The sequence below is a fragment of the Tildeniella sp. genome, from assembly GCF_059505325.1.
In genome coordinates this window covers 1-26,483 of sequence record NZ_JCACKI010000024.1, presented here as the reverse complement: position 1 = coordinate 26,483, position 26,483 = coordinate 1, and the positions used below count along the sequence as shown (strand labels likewise).

Annotated in this window: 20 protein-coding genes and 1 pseudogene; 11 read left to right on the top strand and 10 right to left on the bottom strand. The window is 51.5% G+C overall.

Annotation, left to right across the window (positions count from 1 at the left end):
- Positions 1–44: 44 nt before the first annotated feature.
- Positions 45–293 (top strand): Ycf34 family protein, encoded by a 249-nt coding sequence (locus AC5JO6_RS10035; RefSeq protein WP_496080923.1) that lies wholly within the window; start codon positions 45–47, stop codon positions 291–293.
- Positions 294–342: 49 nt separating this feature from the next.
- Here the strand turns inward: AC5JO6_RS10035 and arfB are convergent, their stop codons facing one another.
- Together arfB and AC5JO6_RS10025 are read right to left on the bottom strand one after the other, a co-directional pair.
- Positions 343–756 (bottom strand): alternative ribosome rescue aminoacyl-tRNA hydrolase ArfB, encoded by a 414-nt coding sequence (gene arfB, locus AC5JO6_RS10030; RefSeq protein ID WP_496080922.1) that lies wholly within the window; start codon positions 754–756, stop codon positions 343–345.
- Between the two features lie 119 nt (positions 757–875).
- Positions 876–2,387: a UbiD family decarboxylase gene (locus tag AC5JO6_RS10025; protein WP_496080921.1), complete on the bottom strand. Its 1,512-nt coding sequence runs from the start codon at positions 2,385–2,387 to the stop codon at positions 876–878.
- Between the two features lie 911 nt (positions 2,388–3,298).
- Here AC5JO6_RS10025 and AC5JO6_RS10020 point away from each other — a divergent pair.
- Positions 3,299–4,594, top strand: coding sequence for a glycosyltransferase family 4 protein (locus AC5JO6_RS10020; protein ID WP_496080920.1), 1,296 nt, complete (start codon positions 3,299–3,301; stop codon positions 4,592–4,594).
- A 17-nt stretch (positions 4,595–4,611) separates the two neighbouring features.
- Here AC5JO6_RS10020 and AC5JO6_RS10015 read toward each other — a convergent pair whose 3' ends face one another.
- Both AC5JO6_RS10015 and AC5JO6_RS10010 read right to left on the bottom strand, forming a co-directional pair.
- Positions 4,612–5,358 carry a 4'-phosphopantetheinyl transferase family protein gene (locus AC5JO6_RS10015; RefSeq protein WP_496080919.1) on the bottom strand — a complete coding sequence of 249 codons (747 nt, stop codon included), beginning with the start codon at positions 5,356–5,358 and terminating at the stop codon, positions 4,612–4,614.
- 3 nt (positions 5,359–5,361) lie between these two features.
- Positions 5,362–6,249, bottom strand: a complete 888-nt coding sequence (locus AC5JO6_RS10010) for an alpha/beta fold hydrolase (protein ID WP_496080918.1) — start codon at positions 6,247–6,249, stop codon at positions 5,362–5,364.
- An 82-nt stretch (positions 6,250–6,331) separates the two neighbouring features.
- Here AC5JO6_RS10010 and AC5JO6_RS10005 point away from each other — a divergent pair, with 82 nt between their 5' ends.
- The 6 genes from AC5JO6_RS10005 to AC5JO6_RS09980 all read left to right on the top strand — a co-directional run bounded on the left by AC5JO6_RS10005 (position 6,332) and on the right by AC5JO6_RS09980 (position 13,939).
- A complete protein-coding gene (locus AC5JO6_RS10005) occupies positions 6,332–6,820 on the top strand; it encodes an MEKHLA domain-containing protein (protein ID WP_496080917.1) in 489 nt (162 codons plus the stop codon).
- A 156-nt stretch (positions 6,821–6,976) separates the two neighbouring features.
- Positions 6,977–7,894: a histone deacetylase family protein gene (locus tag AC5JO6_RS10000; protein WP_496080916.1), complete on the top strand. Its 918-nt coding sequence runs from the start codon at positions 6,977–6,979 to the stop codon at positions 7,892–7,894.
- Positions 7,895–8,028: 134 nt separating this feature from the next.
- The gene (gene aptA / locus AC5JO6_RS09995) at positions 8,029–9,381 is read left to right on the top strand and encodes an omega-aminotransferase AptA (protein WP_496080915.1); all 1,353 of its coding nucleotides are present in this window, start codon (positions 8,029–8,031) and stop codon (positions 9,379–9,381) included.
- Between the two features lie 458 nt (positions 9,382–9,839).
- On the top strand, positions 9,840–10,109 hold the full coding sequence (locus AC5JO6_RS09990; protein WP_496080914.1) for a hypothetical protein: 270 nt from the start codon (positions 9,840–9,842) through the stop codon (positions 10,107–10,109).
- 510 nt (positions 10,110–10,619) lie between these two features.
- Positions 10,620–10,964 carry a hypothetical protein gene (locus AC5JO6_RS09985; protein ID WP_496080913.1) on the top strand — a complete coding sequence of 115 codons (345 nt, stop codon included), beginning with the start codon at positions 10,620–10,622 and terminating at the stop codon, positions 10,962–10,964.
- A gap of 293 nt (positions 10,965–11,257) precedes the next feature.
- Positions 11,258–13,939 carry a GAF domain-containing protein gene (locus AC5JO6_RS09980; protein WP_496080912.1) on the top strand — a complete coding sequence of 894 codons (2,682 nt, stop codon included), beginning with the start codon at positions 11,258–11,260 and terminating at the stop codon, positions 13,937–13,939.
- Between the two features lie 31 nt (positions 13,940–13,970).
- Here AC5JO6_RS09980 and AC5JO6_RS09975 read toward each other — a convergent pair whose 3' ends face one another.
- The 4 genes from AC5JO6_RS09975 to AC5JO6_RS09960 form a co-directional block, all read right to left on the bottom strand.
- Positions 13,971–15,176: a PAS domain-containing protein gene (locus AC5JO6_RS09975; protein WP_496080911.1), complete on the bottom strand. Its 1,206-nt coding sequence runs from the start codon at positions 15,174–15,176 to the stop codon at positions 13,971–13,973.
- Positions 15,177–15,818: 642 nt separating this feature from the next.
- On the bottom strand, positions 15,819–17,111 hold the full coding sequence (locus AC5JO6_RS09970; RefSeq protein WP_496080910.1) for an FGGY-family carbohydrate kinase: 1,293 nt from the start codon (positions 17,109–17,111) through the stop codon (positions 15,819–15,821).
- Positions 17,112–17,387: 276 nt separating this feature from the next.
- Complete coding sequence (locus AC5JO6_RS09965) at positions 17,388–17,699, bottom strand: hypothetical protein (protein WP_496080909.1); 312 nt, start codon at positions 17,697–17,699, stop codon at positions 17,388–17,390.
- Positions 17,700–18,102: 403 nt separating this feature from the next.
- Complete coding sequence (locus AC5JO6_RS09960) at positions 18,103–19,296, bottom strand: quinone-dependent dihydroorotate dehydrogenase (protein ID WP_496080908.1); 1,194 nt, start codon at positions 19,294–19,296, stop codon at positions 18,103–18,105.
- 303 nt (positions 19,297–19,599) lie between these two features.
- Here AC5JO6_RS09960 and AC5JO6_RS09955 point away from each other — a divergent pair, with 303 nt between their 5' ends.
- On the top strand, positions 19,600–22,413 hold the full coding sequence (locus AC5JO6_RS09955; protein WP_496080907.1) for a sensor histidine kinase: 2,814 nt from the start codon (positions 19,600–19,602) through the stop codon (positions 22,411–22,413).
- Positions 22,414–22,447: 34 nt separating this feature from the next.
- Here the strand turns inward: AC5JO6_RS09955 and cofG are convergent, their stop codons facing one another.
- Together cofG and AC5JO6_RS09945 are read right to left on the bottom strand one after the other, a co-directional pair.
- A complete protein-coding gene (gene cofG / locus AC5JO6_RS09950) occupies positions 22,448–23,419 on the bottom strand; it encodes a 7,8-didemethyl-8-hydroxy-5-deazariboflavin synthase subunit CofG (protein WP_496080906.1) in 972 nt (323 codons plus the stop codon).
- A 234-nt stretch (positions 23,420–23,653) separates the two neighbouring features.
- Complete coding sequence (locus tag AC5JO6_RS09945) at positions 23,654–24,391, bottom strand: helix-turn-helix transcriptional regulator (protein ID WP_496080905.1); 738 nt, start codon at positions 24,389–24,391, stop codon at positions 23,654–23,656.
- A gap of 612 nt (positions 24,392–25,003) precedes the next feature.
- Here AC5JO6_RS09945 and AC5JO6_RS09940 point away from each other — a divergent pair.
- The gene (locus tag AC5JO6_RS09940) at positions 25,004–26,062 is read left to right on the top strand and encodes a hypothetical protein (RefSeq protein ID WP_496080904.1); all 1,059 of its coding nucleotides are present in this window, start codon (positions 25,004–25,006) and stop codon (positions 26,060–26,062) included.
- 291 nt (positions 26,063–26,353) lie between these two features.
- Positions 26,354–26,483: pseudogene (locus AC5JO6_RS09935) on the top strand (photosystem II q(b) protein); the annotation flags it as partial.

Genomic DNA, 26,483 nt, shown 5'->3' with positions numbered 1-26,483 from the left:
CTGACATTCTGAATGTTCACGCTTTGATGCGAGAAATTTGAGCCATGTGTATTTGCATCAACTGTCACTACGTCGATCGCTGCTCCACCTACAATGCGGTCGAACATCAGCATCAGCAGCCTCACCTGACGGAAACGCCCGATTTTGAGGCGACAGAACCGACCATCAACGTCAACATCCGTCAGGATGGCGAGATTATTGAGATGGAATGGGATGTGGTGGGCTGTCTAAGCTTTGCCGAAGAAAAAGGTAAATGGTCGAAGCTACGTCCGGGTGAACTGGTGCCGACTTAACGGTTTTTAGATCCCCGACTTCTTGAAGAAGTCGGGGATCTGAGAAGCCTTAGTCTGTCACCTTTCCGCGCAACGTTTTGATCTGCCCACGCTTCGTTTTGCTGTCGAGCCGTTTGCGCTGAGAACTCCGCGATGGTTTGCTGGATTTGCGCGGTTTGGGAAGCACGATCGCGCTTTTAATCATCTCCTGCAACCGCTTCAACGCCTCTTCCCGGTTTTGCTCCTGGCTCCGATGCTCCTGCGCTTTAATCACAATCACGCCATCTTTGGTCAGGCGCTGATCGTTGAGCTTTAAGATACGCTCTTTGTAGCGATCGGGCAGTGAAGACTGCACTACATCAAACCGCAAATGGATCGCCGTTGCCACCTTATTCACATTTTGCCCACCCGCGCCCTGAGAGCGAATGGCACTTAGCTCAATCTCCTGCTCTGGAATGCTCACGGTATTGGAAATTTGTAGCATGACGTGCTGATAAAGATAAGAGCCGACGAGCGCTCACTTGTTTAAGCAAACGCTTCTTCAGTTAGCGCATAGAGGCGTTACAGGTGAAGATCCTACGAAGGAAACCAACCGTTTTGACGCTACCGCATATCGTAGCCAAACAGATTTGGGTTGACTTCACCCAAATCCAGATCTGCCAAGCCGTATTCTGCCCAACGCCGATCGACCATCGCCGCCACTTCTGGATCAGACTCCAGTGGCGTATTCCAGACGCGATCGGTTTCGGGTGAAATTTTGGTCGTGGCATCAATGCCCATGCGTCCACCCAGACCAGCTTTTTCGGTGGCAAAATCCAGCGAGTCAAACGGCGTTTCGGGCAGGATGAACACATCACGGGCAGGATCGACCTTGGAGGCGATCGCCCACACCACGGCACGCGGATCGCGGATGTTGATGTCCTTGTCCACCACGATGACAAATTTGGTGTACGTGAACTGAGGCAGCGCGCTCCAGAAGGCAAGTGCGGCACGACGAGCATGACCGGGGTATGCCTTGTCGATCGCCAGAATCGCCGTCTTGTAGCTCAACGTTTCCATCGGCAAAAAGAAATCCACAATTTCGGGCACCTGTTGCCGCAAAATCGGTGTGTAAATGCGGTTCAGCGCCAGTGCCATCATTGCGTCTTCCTTGGGTGGACGACCGCTAAACGTGGTGAGATAGATCGGGTCTTTGCGATGAGTCATGCAGTGAAAGCGAATCAGCGGTGCGGCTTCATTCACCCCACCATAGAAGCCCATGTGATCCCCAGCGGGACCATCCACCCCTGTCTCGCCCGGAGTGATTGTGCCTTCGAGAACAATTTCTGAGTCAGCAGGCACTTGCAAATCCACCGTTTTGCACTTGGCAAGATGTACCCCTTCTCCGGCGTACAGCCCTGCAAACAACCATTCTGAGAGGTCGATCGGCAAAGGAGTCGCCGCTGCCATGATGAGGAGAGGATCAACCCCAAGGGCGATCGCCACTTCCAGCTTTTGTCCCCGTTCTGCGGCTTTACGAAGATGACGGGTTGCTCCTCTTACTGAGAGCCATTGCACCGTCATCGTGTTTTTAGACTGCAACTGCAAGCGGTACACGCCCACATTAATCGTTTTGTTCTCACAGTCCTTCGTGATCATCAAACCTAACGTCACTACCTTATTGGCATCATCTGGGTAGACCTTCAAGAGCGGCAGTTGGGTAAGATCCACGTCCTCACCTTTCACTACTACTTGATGGCACGGTGGCAGCAGATCGCGGCTGGGTTTGGCTTTGAGGACATCGAAGAGTGCTTGTCCAAGGGCGATCGCCTGCGGTACGGTTTTCGGCGGTCTGGGTTGATACAGCAGCGCCAGTTTCTTCCCCAACGTTTCCAGTTCGGCAGGCGTTTCCAGATTCATCGCCCAGCAAACGCGCTCTACCGTGCCCATCACATTCACTGCAACGGGATAAGGAGAGCCTTTGACATTCTCAAACAACAGCGCTGGTCCGCCTTTTTGCAGCAGTCGCTGAGCAATTTCGGCAATCTCCAAATCTGGATCAACCAGAGCCGTAATTCGTCGCAGTTGCCCACGCTGTTCTAGCTGTTTGATGAACCCACGCAAATCTCTCGTCATGATGAAGCCATGTAAAGCATCTCTTCTCATTATGAGGCGAGACTGTTTGCTCTGGACAGCGCCCACGAAGACAAGCCCGTTCATGCAGCCCGATATGCTTGCTTTCGCTAGGGCTGGATTAAGAAAAGCGATTAGAAATTAGTAAAAGCTATATTAACCTTTCGATTCTTATTTATTACTTATGTCAAGCTGAGCTGCTCAAGGTGCGATTTGTTACAAGCACGTAATCATACGAAAAGTCTGCTGCTAGATTTTTCTCTTGTCAAAGCTCCATAACTCCTAAACAGCCGCTTTGGTGTGACAAAGATACCGTTTTATCTACGTAGCTAGTTGGAGTTGTAGAGAACACAAACGCTACAGTTTCATCTTCTTTTGATCGTCGCTTTTGTACATTTTGCAGGGTGCCGTAATCGCTGACCTATGATAAAGTTACCGTGAAGCAGAGGTGCATTAAGCACATCAAGCGCAGGTAATTTTTGTATCCTTTAGAACTGTTTTTAGTTAAATAACTTGTTAGGGTACGCAGCTCACGTGCATTGTGGCTGATGCCATACGCGTTTTAACTAACGCCTTGTTCAAGGTTAATGGGAGCTTGAATGCTAGGCAACCTTATGAATTAATTAGTCGGTTTTGGTTTCTTTAAGCAGGCTTCTAGATGCTTTAGGTCAATCTCAGAAGCGTTGTAAGCCTGGTTTTGAACGTATGGCAAGATTGTCATAATGGTATATTCCTGATGTCCGGGTTCTGAATGTTCCTTCCCTGGAGTGATGTAGTGACAATAGCTTTTTTATAGGTTGATAGTCACATTCTAAATTGTAGAAAGCGAGCTGTGCTCTTGTCAGGATGGCTGAATCTGGCGCTCGTCACGCTTGGTAGTTGTCAACTCTAGTAGGAATGAAGCTTGTAAAGCCATGGTTTTTTCAAATCAAAAGCGTATTGCTCTAATCTCCGTTCATGGTGATCCAGCCATTGAAATTGGTAAGGAAGAGGCAGGAGGGCAAAACGTTTATGTGCGCCATGTTGGCGAAGCCCTGTCGCGTCAAGGTTGGTGGGTTGATATGTTTACCCGTCATGCACACCCTGAGCAACCGTCGATCGTTGAGCATAACCCTCACTGCCGCACCATTCGCTTAGCTGCTGGACCGCAAGAGTTCATTCCGCGCGATGAAATCTTTGAATTTTTGCCAGAGTTTGTACAAAGGTTTCTGGAGTTTCAAAAACAATTAGACGCACCTTATGAGTTGATTCATAGCAATTACTGGCTGTCTTCCTGGGTAGGCATGGAATTAAGCAAAAAGCTATCGATTCCGCAGGCGCATACGTATCACTCGCTGGGAGCGGTGAAATACAAGTCTGTTTCAACCATTCCCCTGATTGCAAAGACGCGCTTAGCGGTTGAGAAAGCGTGCTTAGAAACGGTGAATTGCGTGGTGGCGACTAGCCCTCAAGAACGTGATCACATGCGATCGCTCGTATCCGCTCGTGGCAATGTTACTATCATCCCCTGCGGTACGCGTATCGATCACTTTGGTACAGTGACGCAAGCAGATGCACGTCAGGCACTTGGCATTGCACCGGACGAAAAAGTGGTTCTGTATGTCGGACGGTTTGATCCTCGGAAGGGGATTGAGACGCTCGTGCGGGCTGTACACGCCTGTCAAGCGCGGGCAACCGAAAAAGTGCAGCTAATGATTGGTGGCGGTAGTCGCCCTGGACATAGCGATGGTGATGAACGCGATCGCATTGAAAGTATTGTGTCTGACTTAGGTCTTGAAAGCATCACTTGCTTTGCTGGTCGGCTCAGCCAGGACGATCTCCCGACTTACTACGCAGCGGCAGACGTTTGTGTGGTGCCCAGTCACTATGAACCCTTTGGGTTGGTCACGATCGAGGCAATGGCGTGTGGTACACCCGTTGTGGGCAGCGATGTTGGTGGCTTGCAGTTTACCGTTGTACCGGAACAAACAGGGCTGTTAGCGCCACCCAAAGATGTCCTAGCATTCGCAGCCGCGATCGATCGCCTGTTACTGAATCCGGATTGGCGCAATACATTAGGTCAGGCAGCTAGAAAGCGTGTTGAAGCCACGTTTAGCTGGGATGGTGTAGCAACGCAACTGGGGCAGTTGTATGACACACTCCTTGAAGAAGCGTCTCAAGCAGCATCTCAGGAGCTACCGTCTAAAACACTCGTTCAAGCCAGTGCTTGAGAGTTGGTCAAGCAGCTTTAGAGTAGTCCAGTTGGTGCAAGATCTTCCCATTGCCGCAAAGACAGCGATCGCTCGCGTGAGTCGGCAGCGATCGCCGCTACACAGTTTGGTGCTGGTGTAAAGAGCTGTACAGACCATGAGTGAACTGGTCGCACAGCATTGTTCCAACTGACGAGCTGGGCAATGTCACTGTGAATATGAAGTGCGATCGCGCTCAAATCCATTAACCCGTCTCCACTCGCTTTGAGCAATGCTTCTTTACACGTCCAGTGCTGAAAGAACGATCGCAACCGTGATGCTTCAGGCAAAGCATGAATAGCGGCATGTTCTTGTGGCGAGAAAAAGCGCTGTGTCAGTTCTTCCAAATTGTTAACTGGACGAAGATACTCCAGGTCAATGCCAACGTGGCAGCCACGAGCGATCGCGCATAGCATTAGCTCCTCAGAGTGAGAGATGTTGAACGTTAGACCATCGGCTAAATCGCTTACTAGCGCTGGTTTGCCGTGATCGCCATAGCAAAATTGAAGCTGTTCAGGCGATATTTGCAAATAGCGTCCTAAGAGCGCCCGCAAGATGCCCCGACCGACAATAAAGCGATGAGCATCGCGTGGAAATCGGAAGCGATCGGCTCGTTTTTGTTCATCAGCCGATAAAGTAAGGGCGAATTGGTGCAACTCGCTAGAGGTCACAGCAAGACTCGCTTGCCAGATGCAGATTTCTGTTGCGAGCAATGCTAAAGCGCCTGAAGGTTCGCCACGCGTCACGCTCTATACCCCAGCGTCTTGCAACCATTCAAGGATGAGCGGATTCACCAATTCGGGGCGATCGTCCTGGGGACAATGCCCCGTATCAGGAAGCGAAACAAACGTGAGCGGATGTGATTGGGCAAATTCCTGATAAATTGCTGCGCCCGCGATCGGTGTCCAGGGATCAGCGGCACCCCAGAGAACGAGCAACGGTTGACTCACGGCTGGCAGTAATTCTGCTGGGCTAGGACCTGGAGGCGCAGTGAGAACCGAGGCAAAGACTCGTTGAGCGCCGTCATCACAAGAGGGCACGTAGAGCATATCTACCAGTTCATCCGTGATGGCTTCCCGATTGCGATACACCTGAGCCAGTGTGCGACGAATGCGGTGCTTTTGGCGAATTTGATTGAACATGAAGGCACCGAAGCGGGGCGATCGCACTAGATTATTGAATATTGCCATCGCCAACCGTAAGGGTGGATTCAACTCACTGGGACGATGGTTCATACCGCCAGCACAATTCAGCAGCACTCCTCCAGACGCAGTTTCGGGATGGTTTGCTAACATCATCAGGCACAGCAAGCCACCGATCGAGTTGCCAATAAACACAGTCGGGACTTGAATGTGAGCGCTCCAGAAATCCTTCAACAACTCCTGCCAAAGTTCCAGGCTGTAGTCCAGCGCTGGCTTTGCCGAACCGCCGAACCCCAGCAGATCGATCGCAAATACCCGATAGCCGCCTGCTGCCAAGATTGGAATATTCTGTCGCCAGTGACCCAACGAAGCGCCAAACCCGTGCACCAGCAGCAGCGGCTTGCCTGTGCCAACTACGGTGTATTGAATGGAGTAGCCACGCCAGTCCCAGGTGAGTTTTTCCAATGGCGCTAAGGTCAGTTGTTGAGTCACCACAGAGTTTTATGAAGAATTTGCAACACTTCCATCATAGTATTCTGTGAGCTAGTCTAACCATTCAGTCGCATTGGAACTCATCGTGGCAAGTATTGTATGCCCCTGGCAGCAGCCAGCCGTCATTCAGCAGACCCAGCATTTATTACACAGCTTTCAGCATTGGCTCGATCGCCCGCTCCTAACGGTAGACGGATCGCCAGTTGAAACCGCAGAGGCACTGTTTCATGCTCCCTTCGTTGTGGTCTCTCATGGCGTAGAGACAGACCCCATTCTTAACTACGGCAATCGTCAGGCGTTAACACTGTGGGAAATGGATTGGGGACAGTTCACCCAAACGCCATCCCGCCTAACCGCAGAGCCGATGGAGCAGGAAGAACGCGATCGTCTCCTCGCACAAGCCAAAGCGCAGGGCTACATCAGCGACTACAAAGGCATCCGCATTTCCAGCACTAGACAGCGGTTTTGGATTCAAGATGTCGTAATTTGGGACGTACTCGATGAGCAAAATCAGCGCTGTGGGCAGGCGGCAAGATTCGATCGGTGGGAGATTTTAGAAAAGGCTAAAGGATGAAGGCTAAGGGCTAAGGGATAAAAAATAAAGGCTAAAGGATGAGAGTTTTAAGCTTTGAGTTATTCTTGCTCCCCCTGCTTCCTCTTCTCCCCCTGCTTCCTCTTCTCCCCCTGCTTCCTCTGCTTCTGACTCCTTACTCCTCGCTCCTCCCCTCCCATGCCTCTACCGATCGTCTACCACCCAAACTACGTCGCGCCGTTGCCAGACGGTCATCGATTTCCGATGGCAAAGTTTCGGCTGCTGTATGAGCGCTTGCTGGCGGATGGTGTGGCGGAGGTGTCGCAATTTCATACACCAGAGCGATCGCCGCAGGAGTGGCTAGAGTTAGTGCATACACCAGAGTATGTGCAGGCGTATTGTGACGGGACGTTGGATGCTAAAGCGCAGCGGCGGATTGGGTTGCCGTGGAGTCCCGCTTTGGTAAATCGAACGTGTGTCGCGGTGGGTGGTAGTGTGCTCACTGCCCAATTAGCATTGCAGTATGGCTTGGCGTGTAATACGGCAGGTGGCACGCATCATGCCTTTCCTGGCTACGGTTCGGGGTTTTGTATTTTTAATGATCTGGCGATCGCTGCCCGCGTTCTTCAAAAGCTGAATCTAGTGCAGAAGGTATTAATTGTCGATTTAGACGTGCATCAGGGTGACGGTACCGCGCTTATTTTTCAGGATGACCCCAGCGTCTTCACCTTCTCAATGCACTGTGAGGTCAATTTTCCGGGCACTAAGCAACAGAGCGATTTGGATGTGCCGCTACCCGAAGGGATGGAAGATGAGGCGTATTTACAAACGCTGGCGGATTACTTGCCTGATGTCTTAGACAAAGTGAAGCCAGATTTGGTGCTGTATGACGCTGGAGTCGATCCGCACTTGGACGATCGGCTGGGCAAGCTGTGTCTTACGGATACAGGGCTTTTTCGGCGTGAGATGCAAGTGCTCGGTACGTGTGTCGCCCAGAATTACCCGATCGCGTGCGTCATTGGTGGCGGCTATGCCGATGATTTACACACGCTAGTTTATCGTCATTCGCTGCTTCATCGGGCTGCTAGTGAAATCGATCGCCAATATCGGCTGTAGACTCTACCCTTTTTACACCTGCCCTTCTTACAGATATGTAACTGTGACGGAGTAACGCGAGCGGTTCATGCCAGGATAAAAGGCTGTAATCCATCACCGCTCCAAGCGAGCCGATAGCCACACCCGTAATCGTGATGCAAACCGATCAGCCAATGACTCCACTCCCCACTCCCCACTCCCCACTCCCTTCGTCCCTAGACGCTTTCTGGATGCCCTTTACCGCCAATCGGCAGTTCAAAGCCAAGCCTCGTTTGATGGCGGCAGCGAAAGGGATGTACTATACCACCGTTGATGGACGTGAAGTACTCGACGGTACAGCGGGTTTGTGGTGCGTCAATGCAGGGCATGGTCGTGAAGCGATCGCCGCAGCCGTGCAGTCACAAGTGATGCAGCTTGATTTTGCGCCGACCTTTCAAATGGGGCATCCAGGTCCGTTTGCGCTTGCCGATCGCCTCGTCAAAATGCTTCCTGGCGATCTCAACCACGTTTTTTTCACCAATTCTGGCTCCGAGTCAGTCGATACTGCCCTCAAAATTGCGTTAGCGTACCATCGCGTACGAGGAGAAGGCACGCGTACACGGTTGATCGGACGAGAGCGAGGCTATCACGGCGTTGGGTTTGGCGGTATCTCTGTGGGTGGTATTGCGCCCAACCGTAAGTTCTTCGGCAGCTTGATTCCGGGGGTTGATCACCTACCGCATACGCACAACCTTGAACACAATGCCTTCACGCGCGGTCAGCCTACATGGGGCGCACATCTGGCAGATGAACTGGAGCGCATCGTCACGTTGCATGATGCTTCGACGATCGCCGCTGTTATTGTCGAACCGCTGGCTGGCTCAACGGGAGTGCTGGTGCCGCCGAAAGGGTATCTGGAACGCCTACGCGCTATCTGCGATAAATACGGCATTTTGCTGATTTTTGATGAGGTGATTACGGGGTTTGGTCGGTTGGGGTCGAGCTTTGCAACAGACTATTTTGGCGTACTGCCCGATCTGGTGACGGTGGCAAAAGGCATTACCAATGGCACGATTCCGATGGGTGCCGTGTTTGCACGGCAGGGCATTCACGATGCCTTTATGCATGGGGCTGACAACGCGATCGAACTCTTCCACGGCTACACGTATTCCGGTCATCCCGTTGCCTGTGCTGCTGCCGAAGCCACACTGGATATCTACGAAGCAGAAGGCTTGTTTGAACGCGCCCACAGTCTGACAACCTACTGGGAAGATGCCGTCCATTCCCTTAAAGGCTTGCCCCATCTTATTGACATCCGCAATCTGGGTCTGGTTGCTGGCATTGAGTTAGCATCATCCGGGCAGCCTGGTGCTCGGGGCTACGAATGCCTGGTCAACTGCTTTGAGCAGGGGCTTCTAGTGCGTACCGCAGGCGATGTTATCGCTCTGTCGCCACCACTGACGATCGAAACTAGCCAGATTGACCAACTCATTGAGCGGCTTGCCAGCGTAGTGAAAGCGTTGTCATAAGCATAGGAACCGCCAATCTACAGATAGGCAAAGGGCATTGCTGCGGGAGCGATCGCCTAAAATTTTAGCCAGATTCAGCAGAATGTTGGATAAGATTCAGCCTTATGTCTGGACAATGTTGAAAGCTTTCGATGCTATTCTGCAACACGGTGGGTATATTTGCTGCTTCGTATTACGAGTCTTACGGATTCCAAACCTATGACTTAAATTCGTGGTTGACGGCTTGTAGCACTGTTACATACAACTATATGCAACGCTCCAAATCAGCTCAAAGCATCAGTCTTGAAGTACTTGTAAATGATTGAGCGAATTGGCTGAAGGTTTATTTATCCAATAAGGATAAAATCTTAAAATAATAGGTTTAACAACCTGGTTATGCAAAGGGTAAAGCTCGTCATACGTGTGAATAGATCATCCACCATAGACGTTGTTTCTTCAGAGTTGGCGATGGAGTTCACTTGACATTTATTCGACTTGCAGATCTAATCATTAACACTGAATGCATTGCCACAGTCAGGCTTAGTGCCTATGCAGCAGCGGATCAAAAGGAAGACATCCCTCTCGTTAACCTTTGTTTGATGTTGCCAGAAGGTTCAGTAGATGGTCAAACTAGAGTAAAAGCTGGACATCTTAGAAGTGTGGAGAAATTAGAGTTTGAAGGAGATTTAGCATTGGCGATCTGGAACTATTTTCTTGAGTCAGGTATGGTTCAAGTTTTATTTGATTGAGCTTTTTGAGAGAGCCACGAGCATTTTAATCAGGGGTGGAGCTTTAAAGCTTGAGGGTCTAGAAGTATCTCTTGTTTGAATTTATCTACAGCAAGTTTACTCACCTAAAGTAAAAGTGCTTTGTCGAAAAAGTTAGCTCAATAAAGATTTTGTAAAGACAGGATTACACTATGGCGGATTATTATTCTGTCGTTGTAGGCTCTAGATGCAAGTCTGTAATACAGGTCTTACATCGCATTCACCTAAAGATGCACATTACCGTAGGATGCGTTGGTGGCAGCAAAACGCATCATTGCTGGGGGTTTCCGGTGCGTTACGCTTCGCTAACACACCCTACATCTAATGCTGCTTCACATTGAATTGGTAGTACAAAGGTGCTAGCTCGCTGGGGGATCATCCGGCAACAGGAGCTTTCCACCGCTTACGACTGAACCGCGCATCACCAGGGGTATCTATCTTTCGCTTCAAACCTGGGTCATCTTCCGGTGGTGTTTTTAAGGAACTGGTTGAATGAGCTTTTTTAATGCAGACATCAATTTTGATGAACGCTTACCTGAGGAATTAACGCGGGGTCATGCTAATTGTGCGCCTCGTGAGGCATTGCAAGCATTTGACTTTGGTGCTCATTTGGAGCAGTTGGCAGTGTTCTTGGCGCAAACCTGGAAGGATGAGCATCCTGGCGCAACGGTGCATTCTGAAGATGACTTGAATCACTGCATTTTGGCAGTGACAACGGAACTGGCGATCGCCGCTAAAGCAGTTGGAGGTCCGGTGGCTCTAGCGATTTTGACTGGTGGCGGTTCCGCCGCTGCCCGTGCAGTTTGTAAGCAAGTGCTTGCTAACGACTGCGCGTAAGGTCTTTCCAGCCAACTGTGAGCGGATGGAGTGTTGCAGTCACGCTTCACCACAGAGTTTATAGCGGGAATTTTGCGGCTGAGAGCGCCGTAGAGTCTGGCATGTGCTTGCTTTTGCTATTTTTTCTGCAAAAACGTGGGTCTGACTTCCCTCAATTGAAGGCGATACAGCCTGTGAGATCAGGGTGTCGGGGAGCGGGTGTCGGGTGTATTTCACTTGAGCGAGCACTGTCATAGACCAATTTTGCAGCCAATTTTGCAACCACTATTGATGAGATCTGAGATGAGGCTTTTATGACAAACCAATTGACCGATCGAGTGCAGCCAGCGTTTCCAGTTGATGAGCCTGATCCTTCTAAGGACTCTGAGCGATCGCAGCCTCAGCTCAGCTCTGACCAAAGTAGAGCTAACTCTCTGCAACCGCGATCGCAACGGCAATGGTTCGGGACCCAATCCATACGACACAAGTACCTGCTGGGTTGGGTGACATCAGGAGTGTTGTCTATTGTGGGAATTGCGGGTGCGGGGGCATGGTTGACTGCCTCAATCACTCAGGGGCAACTGGCTGCTGGTGCAGGGCAATCGGCAACCGCTAAGCAGCAACGGACTGAAACAATACGTCAACTTGTCTGGCAGCAGCAGCTATGGACGATCGCGCTAGTGCTGACAACCCATACAGGCGTACTGCTATTGCTCTATCGGGCGATCGCCAGACCCGTCAAACGGCTACAGCAAGATACGCAAATGTTCTCTCTGGGGGCGCATGAGATTCGTGCCGAGGTGACGGCAACGGATGAAATTAGCAAAATCGCTCAGGTGTTTAACCAACTGGCAGATAGCGCAGTAGCGGCTGAATCACAGTTTGCTGACCAAACCTACCAGCGGGAAACTGAAGTCAGACAAACCCGCCTGATCGGTCAGATTGCAGGGGCGCGGGCGCGGACGGAGCAAGACTTAGAGTCAGTCTTAGAACAGGCGGTTCAAGGTGCGAAGGCAACGTTGAACGTGGATCGCGTGGTAATCTACCGCTTTTTCTCTGATTGGAGTGGCTATATCTCGACTGAAGCGGTGACACCAGGTTACCCGATCGCCCTGGAAGACAAAATCGAAGATGCCTGCATCAGCGACAGCTTAATTGAAGCCTATCGGCAGGGGCGAGTCGTAGCGACGAATGATGTCTTTAACGCAGGGTTTCATCCAGAGCACTTAAAGCTGATGACGCGGCTGCAAATCAAAGCCAATTTGGTCACCCCCATCCTGAAGGATGATCAGCTTTATGGGCTGCTGATTGCTCATCACTGCGTAGCGACGCATCGCTGGAATCCCGGTGAAATTGATTTTCTGAAGGAGCTTGCCATCCAGGTTGGGCTGTCCCTTGATCGGGTCACGTTTTTGGCACAGAAAAATGCTGAAACTGAGCGAGCGCAGCAGCTTTATCATATTAGCTCACGCATTCGGACGACGCTGAGTGACCAGGAGCTTTACAACACGACGGTACGAGGTGTGCGAGAGACGCTGAAGACGGATCGGGCGATCGTGTACCTGTTTGACGCAGCCTGGAAAGGCACGATTGTTGCAGAAGCGGTAGAGCATCAGTATCCCAGCGCCCTTGGCACGATGATTGCAGACCCGTGCTTTGCCGAAAACTATGTAGATAAATACAAGCAGGGGCGTGTGCAAACGTTGGAAGATATCTACAACGCTGGACTCACCGAATGCCATCTGGCGCAATTGGAACCCTTTAAAGTCAGAGCCAACATGGTTGCGCCGATCCTGGCGAACAGTACGCTGCATGGTTTGCTGGTGACGCATCAGTGCTCGCGGACACGCTCCTGGCAGGAGCCGGAAATCACCTTCTTTAAAGAAGTTGCGGCTCAGATTGGGCTTTCCCTCGATCGCAAGGGCGTTTTGCACCAGCTTGATCAATCGCGTCAGCAAGCTGAGCAGTTGGCAGACGAACAGCGTCAACAGCGAGAAATCTTGCAGCGGCAACTGGTGGTTTTGCTAGACCAGGTCGAAGGGGCGGCATCGGGCAACCTGACTGTGCGGGCAGATGTGACTGCTGGCGAGATTGGCACCGTGGCTGATTTCTTCAACGCGATCGTCGAAAGTTTGCGGCAAATTGTCGTGCAGGTGCAGCAAACGGCAACGCAAGTTCATACCGCACTGAGCGAAAACGAAACGACCATTCAGCAACTCGCGGCTGAAGCACTCCAGCAGTCAGACGACATTACCCAAACGTTAAGCTCTGTTGATCGTATGAACGCGTCGATCCAGGCGGTTGCAGAGAGTGCCCATCAGGCAGCCGCCGTTACCCATACGGCTGCTTCGACAGCAGAGGCAAGTCAGGTGGCGATCGACTTCACCGTTCACAGCATTTTCGAGCTACGCGAAACGATGTCTGAAACCGCTCATAAAATGAAACGTCTGGGTGAATCGTCGCAGGCAATCTCGAAAGTCATCTCCCTCATCAATCAAATCGCGCTGAAAACCAACATGCTCGCGCTGAATGCAGGCATTGAGGCAGCACGAGCAGGCGAAAACGGCTTGGGGTTTGCTGTTGTCGCCGAAGAGGTTGGGGAACTCGCGGCACAGTCAGCATCGGCGACTCAAGAAATTGAGCAAATCGTGGACGACATTCAGCGGGAAACACGTCAGGTGCTGGAAGCAATGGAGCAAAGTACGGTGCAAATGGTGGAAGGTACTCGACTGGTTGAAGATGCGAAGCAGAATTTGGGGCAACTCCGTTACCTCTCAAAGCAAACCGATCAACTTGTGCAATCCATTTCAGAAGCAACCATTTCACAAACGCAAATCTCCCAGGCTGTGGCGCTGTTGATGCAAAAGCTAGCGCAACGATCGCACCAAACCGCTCATGCCTCTCAGCAAGTAACCACTTCACTGCAACAAACAGTTGGCATTGCTCAAGCGCTGCAAGTATCAGTGAGCACGTTCAAGGTCGAGCGCACAAGTTGACGGGATGTTATTAACAGTTAGTGAAGAATAGTTAGTGAAGACTGACATCGTGATGCGTCGCTTCGCTTAAATCGCGTATAAAGCTCTGAATCGCTAGCCGATCGCCATACTCAATCAGGCGACTACTAAGCTCGATTGGAATATCTGTACCATCTTTGTGGCGCAACACGTGTTCAAAGAAAGACTTGCCGTGCAATCTCAACCGTTGCGATAGCTCGGAAAGCACTTCTGTACCCCACAGTGGTGCCACCTCATCAAGACTCAACTTGCATAATTCTTGACGTGTATATCCCAGTTGCCTGGAGGCGTTCGTATTTGCGTCCAAAATGCGTCGTGTCAAAGCATCCAAAATCAAAATCGCGTCGTTTGTAGACTCAAATAGATGCTGATACTTTGCTGCCGATGCTTGCAATGCGGCTTCTACCTGCTTACGTTCTGTAATTTCTTGAGTGCTAAAAAGGACAGCCTCAATGTGGTCAACTGTGCCTTGAATCGGACTGAGAGTGTACTCATACTCTCGCATCCCATGCAATGACGTTGTGAAACTGATTTCACTGGTAAGGGACTGCCCGGTTAAAAACACGGTTTCAAATTGAACTGTTAGTTGTGCGGTTGTCTCTGGTGGTAAAGCAAACGCCTGTATGGTTTGTTGAAGCGCATTATGCGGCTCTAACCCCAGCGATCGCACCCCCATCGGATTGATGTAGAGCAACCGCCGTGAACGATCGCAGACAAAAACAGGAGCTGACATGGTTGCCAGAATGCGCTCCCTTAAGTCGGTTTGAGGCTCTAACCGGGCAGCCAATTGCAGTCGACCCGGCTCTAATGCTTGCTGCGAACTATCCGTACGCTGACTGCGCTGGCTGATTTCAACGATCGTTTGCGGTAACAGGCTGATAGAGGCTTCACCAAGCGATGTTGCAAGTAAGGCTCTCAGCGAATGGCTAAATTGTTCCAGGAGTTCAAGACGATAAACAGTACTGGTATCTGTACAGGTCATTTTCTGTAGGCTGGAAAGCTGCTCAGAAAGGAGCGTCATACTGCTTTCTACCGTTTCCAGCCGCTGCTGAAGCATTTCGATCGTCACTGGCATTTTGGATGGCAACGACAAGCCGAATGCCTGCCCTAGTGCTTCGGCAACGACTGTGGTTCGGTCTTTGCCTGTTGCTCTTGCCTGGGTTTCGATCGCCTGTGCCAACAGCGCTGGAAACCGAAACGTCATCGATTTGCTAGTCATTGGCGGCATGGGATAAAGGTTGTCAAAACTGCTTAAGCCCTCGGAACGCTGCTGTTATACCTTTCCTATAAACTGTAGCTACAGATTCAACCCTTGGCTGGCGGTCAGCAGTCAGCGGTCAGCAGCAAGAACGAATCTGTAGGGCGATTTTGTAGAATTGGTATTACGTCTATAAAGCGGCAGGTACATAGCGAATGGTGCGATCAATCCCTTGCCGATCTGTAGAAGGTCGATCGTAGAGCAGTGCCCGACTGACTAACGACACCGCTGATGTCATACAGTGTAATCAGCCTATGACACAGCCTCATGCAAACCCATGCGTGTATTTACCTGATTTCAATGAGCAAAACCCGTGAACTTCTCAGCATAATTGCTGATATCTCTACACTTTTTCGATGTTGCGGACATCATAGCCAACTGGTTCAGGCTCATGTAAGACAGACCGTAAGGAAATGCTAAGGAATGAGAATTAAATAAGATTGGCTTTTGTAGGATGTGTCAGGCGTGAGCCGTAACGCATCACAAGCCTTGGAGTCTACGCAAGTATGTGGTTTGATTAAAGCCACGATCCTAAGTGTTTTGCAAACAACGATAAAGCTACGCTCTCGATTCACGCTCTCTTGAGCACGTAGTTGTTCAGGCTTACAGCGATTGCCTGCCCGTAAATGCAGTCATTGTTAGTAGCGCCGTCCCATAAGCAGCATCTGGTTGCTGCGATCGCTTCACTGGAACGCCAAGCTGTCGCAACCGCAAGGCAGTCCATGCCGCATTACGTGCCCCACCACCTGCCGTATAAACCTGCTGTAGTGGTGTTGCGCCCAACGCTTGCAGTAGTCGATAGCCTTCCGCCTCAATCCGCGCCATGCTCTCTAACAGTCCATGCAGAAACGCGACTGGATCGGCGGGTCGTGGTTCTAGACACGGTAACAGGTGGGGATCATTCACTGGAAAGCGCTCTCCTGGTTGCGTGAGCGGGTAATAGTCGAATGGACTCGTTTGCGCAACGGGAATGCGATCGCTCAAATCCACCAACTCTGCTGGGGTGAAAAACTGCTGTAAGACAGCGCCACCTGTATTAGAGGCTCCACCCACCAGCCAGCGATCGCCCAGCCGATGGCTATAGATACCATGAGCATTGTTTTCGACTGGCGTTTGGCTGAGCAACTTCAGCACGAGTGTTGATCCCAGCGAGGTAACGGCTTCTCCCGGTTGTGCTGCTCCACTTGCCAGAAACGCGGCAATGCTGTCGGTGGTTCCTGCACAAACCTGGCAGTCAGAAGGCAAAGTGAATCTCTTGGCAATAGCTGGCTGCACGGTTCCGATCGGCATTCCTGGTGCGACGACGCGGGGTAGAAGGGGGGCGATCGCTAAATCGGTCAGCCAATCTGGATAGCGCAAATTTGCAACGTCGTAGCCCAGCTTCAGGCTGTTGTGATAGTCACTCATGCCTAGTTGACCGTGCAGCAGAAACCCTAACCAATCTGCCTGATGCTGTAAGTATCGCGCCTGCGAAAAGACGGACTGCCGACTCCACCACAGCAGTTTCACCAGGCTAGAGGTGGCACTCAGCACAATCTGCTGACCGCGAGCGTTAGTGTAGAGCGCTTGCAAAAATAACTGTCGTAAAGTGTCCACTTCTGACGCTCCACGTGCATCGTTGTAGAGAAGTGGTGTTGTCACAGGTTGTCCTGCTGCGTTACACAGTAATACGGTAGAAGAGGTGCCATTGATGGCGATCGCCCTTAGTCTTTGCCGCTCTGCGCGATCGATGTCTCCTAACAGTGAGAACAACGTGTCCTGCCAGCAATCGAGCAGTTCTGACTCTGCGACGGTGCCAAAGGTACGGCTTGCTTGAGAGCACAGATGCGCTTCGGCATCAATAACGGCGAGGCGTGCTCCCGATGTCCCGAAATCAATGCCAGCGTAAAAACTCATAGCTTAGGTAGTTGTACAGAAATAACAGCATGGTCTGTAGCCGTCAGTCCTCAGCCGTCAGCTTGAACGTGAGCGCTGAGTGCTGAAAGCTATCCCAGCATCACTTTCACAAATCAAATCGGATCGCTATAGCTGATAGCTGATAGCTGATAGCTGATAGCTGATAGCTGATAGCTGATAGCTAATCCAAAAGTGTGCCGTTATTTTTTAGCAAGCTCTTAGAGAGTCGCTCACACAAGTGCTAACAATTTGGCAACACAATTCTCCTCTATGTCGTTAGTTGCGTGGTAAAGCAACGGGTTGCTCTGGTTTAATCTCTGGTTGCGCTTGTGTGCCTTGACGAACGGTCAGTACGTTCTCACTAAGAGGCGATCGCGGACGAGTCAACAGCCGGATCTCTTGTTCCAACTCCGTCTGTCCGGCTTTAAAGAAGTCCTGGGCGCTAGAAGGAGTCAAGTCCCGCGAAAATTGCTGTAGTTTGGATGGCGGTAGGCGATCGCTGTGAGGCACTGACTGAGCCAACGAGGCACTCGCCGCTACGAGCGTGAATGCCATCGCGGTAGAAAAGGCATAGACTACACGTTTCATTGGGTTAGCCCTCCTGAAAAGCAGCATTTCACTTCAAGCTAGCCTGTCTTGTCTGCTCCTGCCGTCCTCCGGTTGGAGCAATGTATCGCCATAGTCACATGCGCTCAAAGCTGCCCTCACCCTAGCCCTCTCCCAAAAGGGGCGTTGCTGGATCTGGGTGTGAAGCGCTTGGGTTGCCCTCACCCTAGCCCTCTCCCAAAGGGCGAGGGGACAAGCGTCTCTGCTCCCTTCTCCTTGGGGAGAAGGGTTGGGGATGAGGGCAATTCATACATGTATTCTGCAACGCCCCCAAAAGGAGAGGGAACAAGACTTCTAGCTCCCTTCTCCTTGGGGAGAAGGGTCGGAGATGAGGGCAAATCATACTTGCATTCAGCAATGCCCTAAAAGGCTTTTGCCCTAAGCGCTATTCCTTGAACCCGATCGCCTGCTCCAATGAAGTCAATCCTCGCTCCTCCAGCTTTTGCAGTATCCCCTCTAAAATGCGGCGCACCATCTCAGGACCTTCGTAAAACCAACCCGTGTAAACTTGCACTAAGCTAGCTCCCGCCGTGATTTTTTGCCAGGCATCCTCTGGCGTAAACACCCCGCCAACGCCAATAATCGGTAGCCTGCCTTGCGTTTCTTGCCAGATGAACCGGATCACGTCGGTCGATCGCTGCCTTAAAGGGGCACCGCTAATCCCACCCGCTTCCTCCAGTACCGACTTGCCCGTCGATCGCAGCACTTGCGTCTTCAACCCATCGCGTCGAATGGTGGTGTTAGTGGCAATCATGCCCGCCAGCTTGTGCGTCTGAGCCAGTCCTGAGACCGCAGCGATCGCATCCCACTCTAAATCAGGTGCGATTTTGATCAGCAATGGTTTCTGCTCAGCATTTTCTTGCTGAAGTGCCGCCAAAATTGGTTCGAGCTGATCGGCTGCCTGAAGCGATCGCAACCCCGGCGTGTTCGGCGAACTGACATTCACTACAAAATAATCACCCCAGTCCTTGAGCAAGCGAAAACTACCCACATAATCTGCCGCTGCTTCCTCTAGCGGAGTGCGTTTAGATTTACCTAGATTGATGCCGAGGGGGAAGGGAGTGGGGAGTGGGGAGTGGGGAGTGGGGGAAGAGCTTTGACCGCTGACTGCTGACTGCTGACTGCTGACTGCTGACTCCCACCGCTGCCGCAACGTTGCCGCCATCAGTGCTGCCCCCTGATTGTTAAAGCCCATGCGATTTAACGCGGCATTGTCTAACGGTAGGCGAAACAGTCGCGGGGTTGGATTGCCAGGTTGAGCAGTGAAGGTCACGGTACCGAGTTCTGCGAAGCCAAAGCCAAAGCTCGACCAAACGCCAGAAGCAACCCCATCTTTGTCAAACCCAGCGGCTAGACCGATCGGGTTGCTAAACCGCAAGCCCCAGAGCGATTGCGCTAGGCGATCGTCCTTCAGGCAATAGGCTTTGGTTAACTGAGCTTGAAGCCAGTGAGCAGGAGGCTGGTGGTGATGGCGATCGAGCCAACCCAGAGCGCTCAGCGTTTGCTGATGCAACCACTCTGGATCTGCCTTTAGCCCTGAGAATAGCGCTGGACGAATGACAGATCGATAGATGTCCACTGTTTTAAAGCTAGATATGTTTTAGAGCTGCGGTGTGTGAACCATTTGTGCTGTGCGATCGTAAGCATTACCATACCTCAAGCGTTGCTTTCTGCCTGAACGTTCTGCATTTGCACTGAACCCTCGAAAACAAACTAGGATGATTACTAACGCTCCTACAGGTGGCGGCAGTCTACTCTGGTTGCATTGCCCACCTGATTTCAGTGTAACTTTTTACCTGAAACTGATTACTTGCCAGTAGTTTGCCTGACGCAAGCTGCTCCGCTCATATTCGTTGTATTGGCGTACCTATCACTGCACTCAATGGTTCCACCAAAAGAGCCAAACGCCAACGATAAACAGTTGGTTGCCCTGGGGCGAGTCCTGCAAATTTTGCGGGAAGAAGAAAATTCCGATGTTCTCATTGATACCGCCCTTAATTACCTTGAAGCTGAGTTTGACTACAGCCTGATCTGGATTGGTCTCTACGATCGCCTGGAGCATCGCCTGTATGGTAAGGGTGGAACAACGCCGTCTGGCAAGATACCGCTCCTCAAGCAGCGGTTTTTGTTGAACCCTGGTGAGCTATTAGAACAGGTCGTCATTCAGCAACGTCCGCTGGCAGTTCCAGATTTGCGACAGGAACTGCGGGCTGGTGAGTGGCGCAAAGTGGCACAAACTTGTGACGTGCAAGGAACAGTGATTTTCCCGATTCGCTACAAGGATCGGTGCTTTGGGGTTACGCTGCTAGGCTCAACCCTCTGGGGTGCGTCACCGCGATCGGACGAAAAAGCTCGGCTGTCAATGGTTTTGGGCGGACTGGCAACAGCGCTCTATCAAATTGAAGCCGAGTGGCAGCGACAGCAAACCAAGCGCCCCGATCAACCATTGCTGACACTGTTGACGAAGCTGCGATCGCTCACTGGTTTGGGTGCTCGGTTAGAAGCCATTGTCGAAGAAACGCATAAGTTTGTGCAGCCAACGCGCACCAATGTGTACTGGTTTGAGCGCGAGCGGCGGTATTTCTGGCGACGTATCAGCAATCGTCAAAAGGCGGCAGGGTTCAGTGAGGCAACCCAACTCGCCTCAGGCATCACCGCGCAAGAAGTGAGCAGTTTTTATCAGGCGTTGCTCGCCGATCAACTGGTGGCGATCGGCGAGGCACACAGTTCCCTGAAAGCAGATACGACAAGCCGCCTGATGCAGCAAATGCGGGCGCGATCGCTCCTGGCAGCGCCAATCTTGTTTCAGAACGAACTGCTGGGTTTTCTGGCAGTGGAAGGGAGTGAACCTCGCATCTGGGAAGACGAAGAGAAAAGCTACATGCGCGGTGCAGCGCAAATCATCGCCCTGATTGCGCCCCTGGATGACATGGAGAACACTATTGACCAGATCCAGCGCGATCGCGTCCTCACTGCCGAAATTGCTCGTTCGATTTACAGCGAAGAGGATTGGAAAGCCACGCTCACCCTATCGGCTGAACAAGTTTGCAAACGTTTGAGAGCCGATCGCTTTTTGGTTTTGCTCTACAACTCAGAACAGGGCACGTTTGACCTTGCGTATCAAAGCCAACCAGCGAATCGTCGCCCGCTGACTGCACCACTTAGCACACTCAACGAAGCTGACTGGAAACTGCTGGAAAAAAGCCGCGACACTATTGGCATCGAAAATTTGGATGGTGATTTGCGCCTGCTGGCATGGCAAGATCGCCTGCTAGAACTGGGTGTGCGATCGCTCGTGCTTTGTAATGTCTCACTTGGACACCCCCTCGAAGGGCTGGTCGTCATTTGTCATGAAAGCCCGCGTACCTGGAGTCGCCCTGAGCATGATCTGGTGCGGGTTGTCAGCCAGCAACTGGGGCTGATTTTGCATCAGTGGCAACTGCAAAAACAAAATGAGCAACAGCAGAAGGTCAACCAAACCATTCAGTGGGGGCTGACGATGATTCAGCAAATGCACCAACTGGAGCCTCTGGAACGATCGGCGCTGCAACACATTGCTCAAGTACTTCAGGTGCCTCTAGCAACGCTGGTTGTTTGGTCGCCAGGTGAAACCAGCGGTCGAGTGGTCAGTCCGATCTGGAGCAGCGATCGGTTTACCATCAAAGTCGATGCAGTGATCCCAGTCCACACGGATGCCTTGATTCAGTGGGTGCTAGAAAGCGATGGCGTGCTGCCGCTAGCGATCGCTGACCTTCCTGCTGAAACACGCCAGTGGCTCACCGGATCTGGCATCGGTCAACTGTTGGCGATCGCTTTGAGAACCGCTCCAGACCACGAACCGTCAGGCATTGTGCTGATTGCTGATGGGGTTGATCGTCAGTGGTCAGAGCGGCACCTCAGTGCGTTGGGTACCCTCGTCAGCCAGCTAGCCTGGTCACGTCGCTACCTGACCTTGACCCAGAAACTGTCTGCTCAGCGTGAAGCGCTGGAGCAGTTGAACTGGTACAAGCAGCGATCGTTGGAGGAACTGTACCGATCGCTCCTCCCGAATCTGAAGCGCCTCCAAGACCTTGGCAACCCTAAAGATCCCCTTTTCAGCACTCGGCACCAGCAGATCTTACGCCAGCTTAACGATGCCGTTGCTCCACTTTCCCCATTGATACAGACAGAGCAGTGGCGACTGCAAACCCAACTCCGCACGCTCTCGCTGGTTAGTTTGCTCAAGCGATCGCTAGGGCGAGTAGACGGACTCATGAAGCAACAACAGCTCTGGTCTCAGGTACACGATGAAACCAATCTTACGATTAGTGGCGATATTACCAAGATTGAGCTGGTGCTGCATGAAGTCTTGCTGAGTGCCTGCCAACGGTCTGATGTGGGTGGACGCATCGACCTGTGGTGCCGTCAGATCGACAACCACTGGCTCGAACTTTCCATCACCGACAGCGGCGAAATGGAGCCACGCTTGCTGACCGAACTAGAAACCGGGCGGGCTACTGATCTATTAGCACCATCGACTCTTGATCAACCACCAGGACAACATCTGCACATCTGCCGATCGTTAATGAAGCAAATTGGCGGCGAACTGAATCTCTATAAACTAGACGATAACCGCATCTTGAGCCGTGTAGTCTTGCCATTGGCGACGAACGATCGTGCCACCACCCCACAAAAGAACGAGAAGCCTAGAGCCTAAGAAGCAAGCTGATAGACACACTGATCCCCTCTCTCTAAACCTGCACTCTCGAAGCTCCTAGCCGCTTTCGCCAGCCCTCGACCACGTTTCTCAGCTCGATCGACAGCCACTGATCGTACTGTGGATAAATTGGCAGTCGCGGTACCAGCTTCCAACCACTAGAAGCCAGACTGGTTGCCAGTTCAGCATCGATCGGGTGTGGGTAATCCGGATTCACTTCATCATGTGGTCCAATACCACCCAGGTCGCTTGCACCAGCGTCCAGACAGGCAAGTAATTGCGATCGCGAAACTAGATTCGGCGGAATTTGCAGTGCAATATCAGCAGGCAGAATGCGTCGAGCCACTGCGATCGTGGCAAGCAATTGTGCGGGAGAAAAGGCTGTACTTGCCCATGCTTCCGTTTGTCCAGGGCTATAGGGCTGCAAAATGACTTCTTGAATGTGTCCCCATCGTCGATGTAGTTGCGCGATCGCCTCTAATGTTTGCCAACGATCCGCTTCGGTCTCGCCAATACCTAACAGTAGACCTGTGGTGAAGGGAATTTGGAGTTCACCCGCTTGGGCAAGCTGCTGCAAGCGGAGTTCTGGACGCTTGCTTGGCGCATGGCGATGGACGGTTTGCAACAGGCTCGGTGTCACTTGCTCTACCATCAAGCCCATTGAGACATTGACGGTTTTCAGGTGAGCCATCTCAACAACGCTCAGCGGTCCCGCATTAGTGTGTGGCAGAAAGCCCAGCGACAGAGCCAGATCGCACAGTTCATAGAGATGTTGGAGCCAGCGCGATCGTCGATCGCTCTGAGGATGTACCTCGCCACTCAAGATCAAAATTTCAATGACACCCTGATGTTGGAGCGATCGTAGCTGCGCTTCTGCATCAGCCAGAGTTAGCCAATCGCTTTTGCCCGGATCAGTCCGAAAATTACAGTAGCTGCAACGGTTAAAGCACTCATAGGTCGGCACCAGCGTATAAGCAGGACTATACGTCGCAGTTTTAGCATTCATACAGCAGGCTTGAAACGAGCAATGTTAGATACAGGTACTCCGATCAGACGATCGATGGGGCACCAAGACCCCTGGAAAGTTTGTCGTCGCCACCTTACAGGCTAACCTTTCCTCAAGTTTCATCGCGTTGTTTCCGTGTTCTTTAAATGTCAGATTGACCCATCCCGACAATCCACAAGCTAGAGTTAAGCCTTTCTCACTCCTGCTCCGGACTTCTAACTCCTGCGGTAGCGCTTAATCGCAGCACCAGAACTTTTCACGTCCCTGGCAACTGCGCTTCTTCGCATAGACATTCTTCACATGCGTTTTGACCGTATTAAGGCTGATTTGCAGCATTCTGGCGATGTCCTGGTAAGAATATTCTTGCCGCAGTAACATCCAAACTTCTGCCTCGCGCTCCGTCAGGTCATACTTCTTACGCTCGATCCGTAGCTCCTCCTGCAAAAGGTCGTTGCAGTTTTCTAAAAACACCAGGATATAGTGCTGCCGACCCTGATCAGATGACTGGAGACCTGCATCTCGTTGAGTCGTTAGATCAAGCCAACGAGCGCTGATGCGGATGGTTTGACCGGTTGATGTCTGGCACTCCATGACAAAGGGACGATCGCTCCTCGATTCCTCTCGCATGAGCCGATGGCAAACTTCCGACACTGCTGGTGGCAACTCAAGTGGCGGAAATTCACTGCCCGACAGATACTGGCAGAGCGATCGCGCCTTGGCATTCCAGTACAACGGCTGTATCGTGCGAGACGTGACAATTACACCCTGATTCAGCGACTCCAGCAGACTACTCCGGATCAAGTTCAGCGTGGTTGCTTCGCTTGATGGTGCGTTAGCACCTTTCTGTGGGTCGCCAGAGGCATGTTTTGTCAGACGTGATGAAGGCTTACCAGCTTTTTCAGTGGTGCGAGGGCTAAATAGCGAACCAGGAAAGGGTGGTTCTAAAGAGGCAAACAGTAGGGGGGCTGTCATCGATCAGACTCCACAAACGATGCCGCTATTTTGATTGCTCCCCTGATGAAGACGCAACGAGCAATCCGCAGCCCGCAACAGATCGCCGAAGCAGGCTCACTTGCAATGCACAAATCCGAAGAGGGGTGAACTAATCCGAAGTGAGGTGAAGTTTTTTCCACTTCCGGATTGTAAGAAGCCTCCAGTTGGTCAATAATGAACTCAAGCCAGCAATATAGCTGTAGCCCTAAGCGCCTATCTTCGTTTTTAGCAAAGAGGCTGTGACAGAGGCGATCGCATCAATCTGCTTGAACATCAATCTGCTTGGACACTTTTGCCATTTCAGTCTCAAGAGACTCCTGATCCGGACACCGAATCAAACCGCTCTGCCCGCATCTAAAAGCAGAATCGATTGTTTCAAACGCTGACCTTTTAGCTTCACCAACGGCTTTCAGATTCCGCACAGCGACTCACCAATGTTCCTTATTGTCGGTCTAACGTTCATGAACGGACTCACCCATTTGGGTACTCTTCACCGTTCTCACGCCATGAGCCGCTGTCAAACGCTCAAGAAAAATCGTTAGTACTCGTCCTCTCTCCATATCTGGCAAATCAATGAGTTCTCTGAAGCCTGTGCCCCAATCTGATGATCGGTTAGACCCGGAGTCGCTTGATCGGTTTTTCCCGCTGGCAGAACAACGCCTCTACATGTCGATGCTGATGGGGCGCGGAGGCTTGACGCGTCGTCGAGCAGAATATTTTGTCCGTCTTTGGGCATACCTGCTGCTCAAGCAACGGCAGTTGTCTAGCGATCGCTTAATGCCACCACTCAGGCAATTGCATTCAACAGATGGTTTAATCGCTTGTACGCATCGAGAAGCCGCAGAACTGTTTTATGGCAACCAGGATCGAGGGAGCGATCGCGCTGCTGGCATGATGATCGATCGCTTCGTGGCACTCGGTCTGCTCGAAAAGCAGTTCGATGGACAAACCCTTTGCCTTCAGATCCGCTCGATTCCAGAGCTAGAAACACGTCTTCAGCCCCAGACACCCGTCACGCTTGTTCCAGATGCATTTAATCCCCGTACAGATACGATCCCGATCGCAAATCTCATCGCCCGCACCTATGCGGAGTTGATGAAAGACGTTGCTACAGCCTCCCACAAAATTGCTAAAGCGTTACGCAGTTGGGCACAACAGTATCCCCACGGGTTGCGGGTTCTTCGTCGGTCTGACAATCTCAACCCAGTGGGTATTTCAGTGCTCTACCCCGTGACCAGCGAATCGGAAGTTCACTTCTTTCAAGCACCGAGTAAGAGCTTTTATCTGTCCTCTGATGTCACTATCGATCCCTTCACAATGGCGGTTGTCGGCGATCAAGACTGCACATCTGTTTATATCCGCTCCTGGGTCATTGATACCCCTTACCTTCAAAGCGAGAACATCTACTTGTTGCTGGAAGACAGCCGTAAGACGCTAATACAGATGCAGCAAGATTTTCCCAACCTCTGTGATCTCTACTCGCTCATCCTGCATCCTCTCTACGAAGACTTGCGTTTGGCATTGGGCTTTCAAAAAACGTTTCAAGATACACAGCGGTCTTACCACTGGGTTTATCTCGCGCTCGATCGCTTTGTAGAGCTAGACATTGAGCAAGCGCTGAGCACTATGAAGCAAAGTCTGAGCAAGTAAAACCACTCGCCAGAAAGCGGCAATAGTGTTCTGCCAGTCTTTAAATCAAAAAGCGATCGATGAGCGCGCTTCAGATGACGTTGCTGTAACGATGTTTTCTCATAAAAGTAGACACACGTTAAGGACGATTTACAAAGCCTGGGGCTTTGCTCACAGGCTGTCCAGAACATTAACACACTGAACTACCTTAGCTTTTGTTGCATCTACTTTACAAAAAGCAATGTTCGGTTTATACTACTAAACATGCAGGTAAAACTGCTAAATACGTTAAACCAAGCACTCATAACCACCATGACTACGACTTTACAGAGACGCGAGAGCGTCAACGTCTGGGACCAGTTTTGCAACTGGGTGACCAGCACCGATAACCGCCTGTACGTAGGTTGGTTCGGTGTCTTGATGGTACCCACCCTGCTGGCTG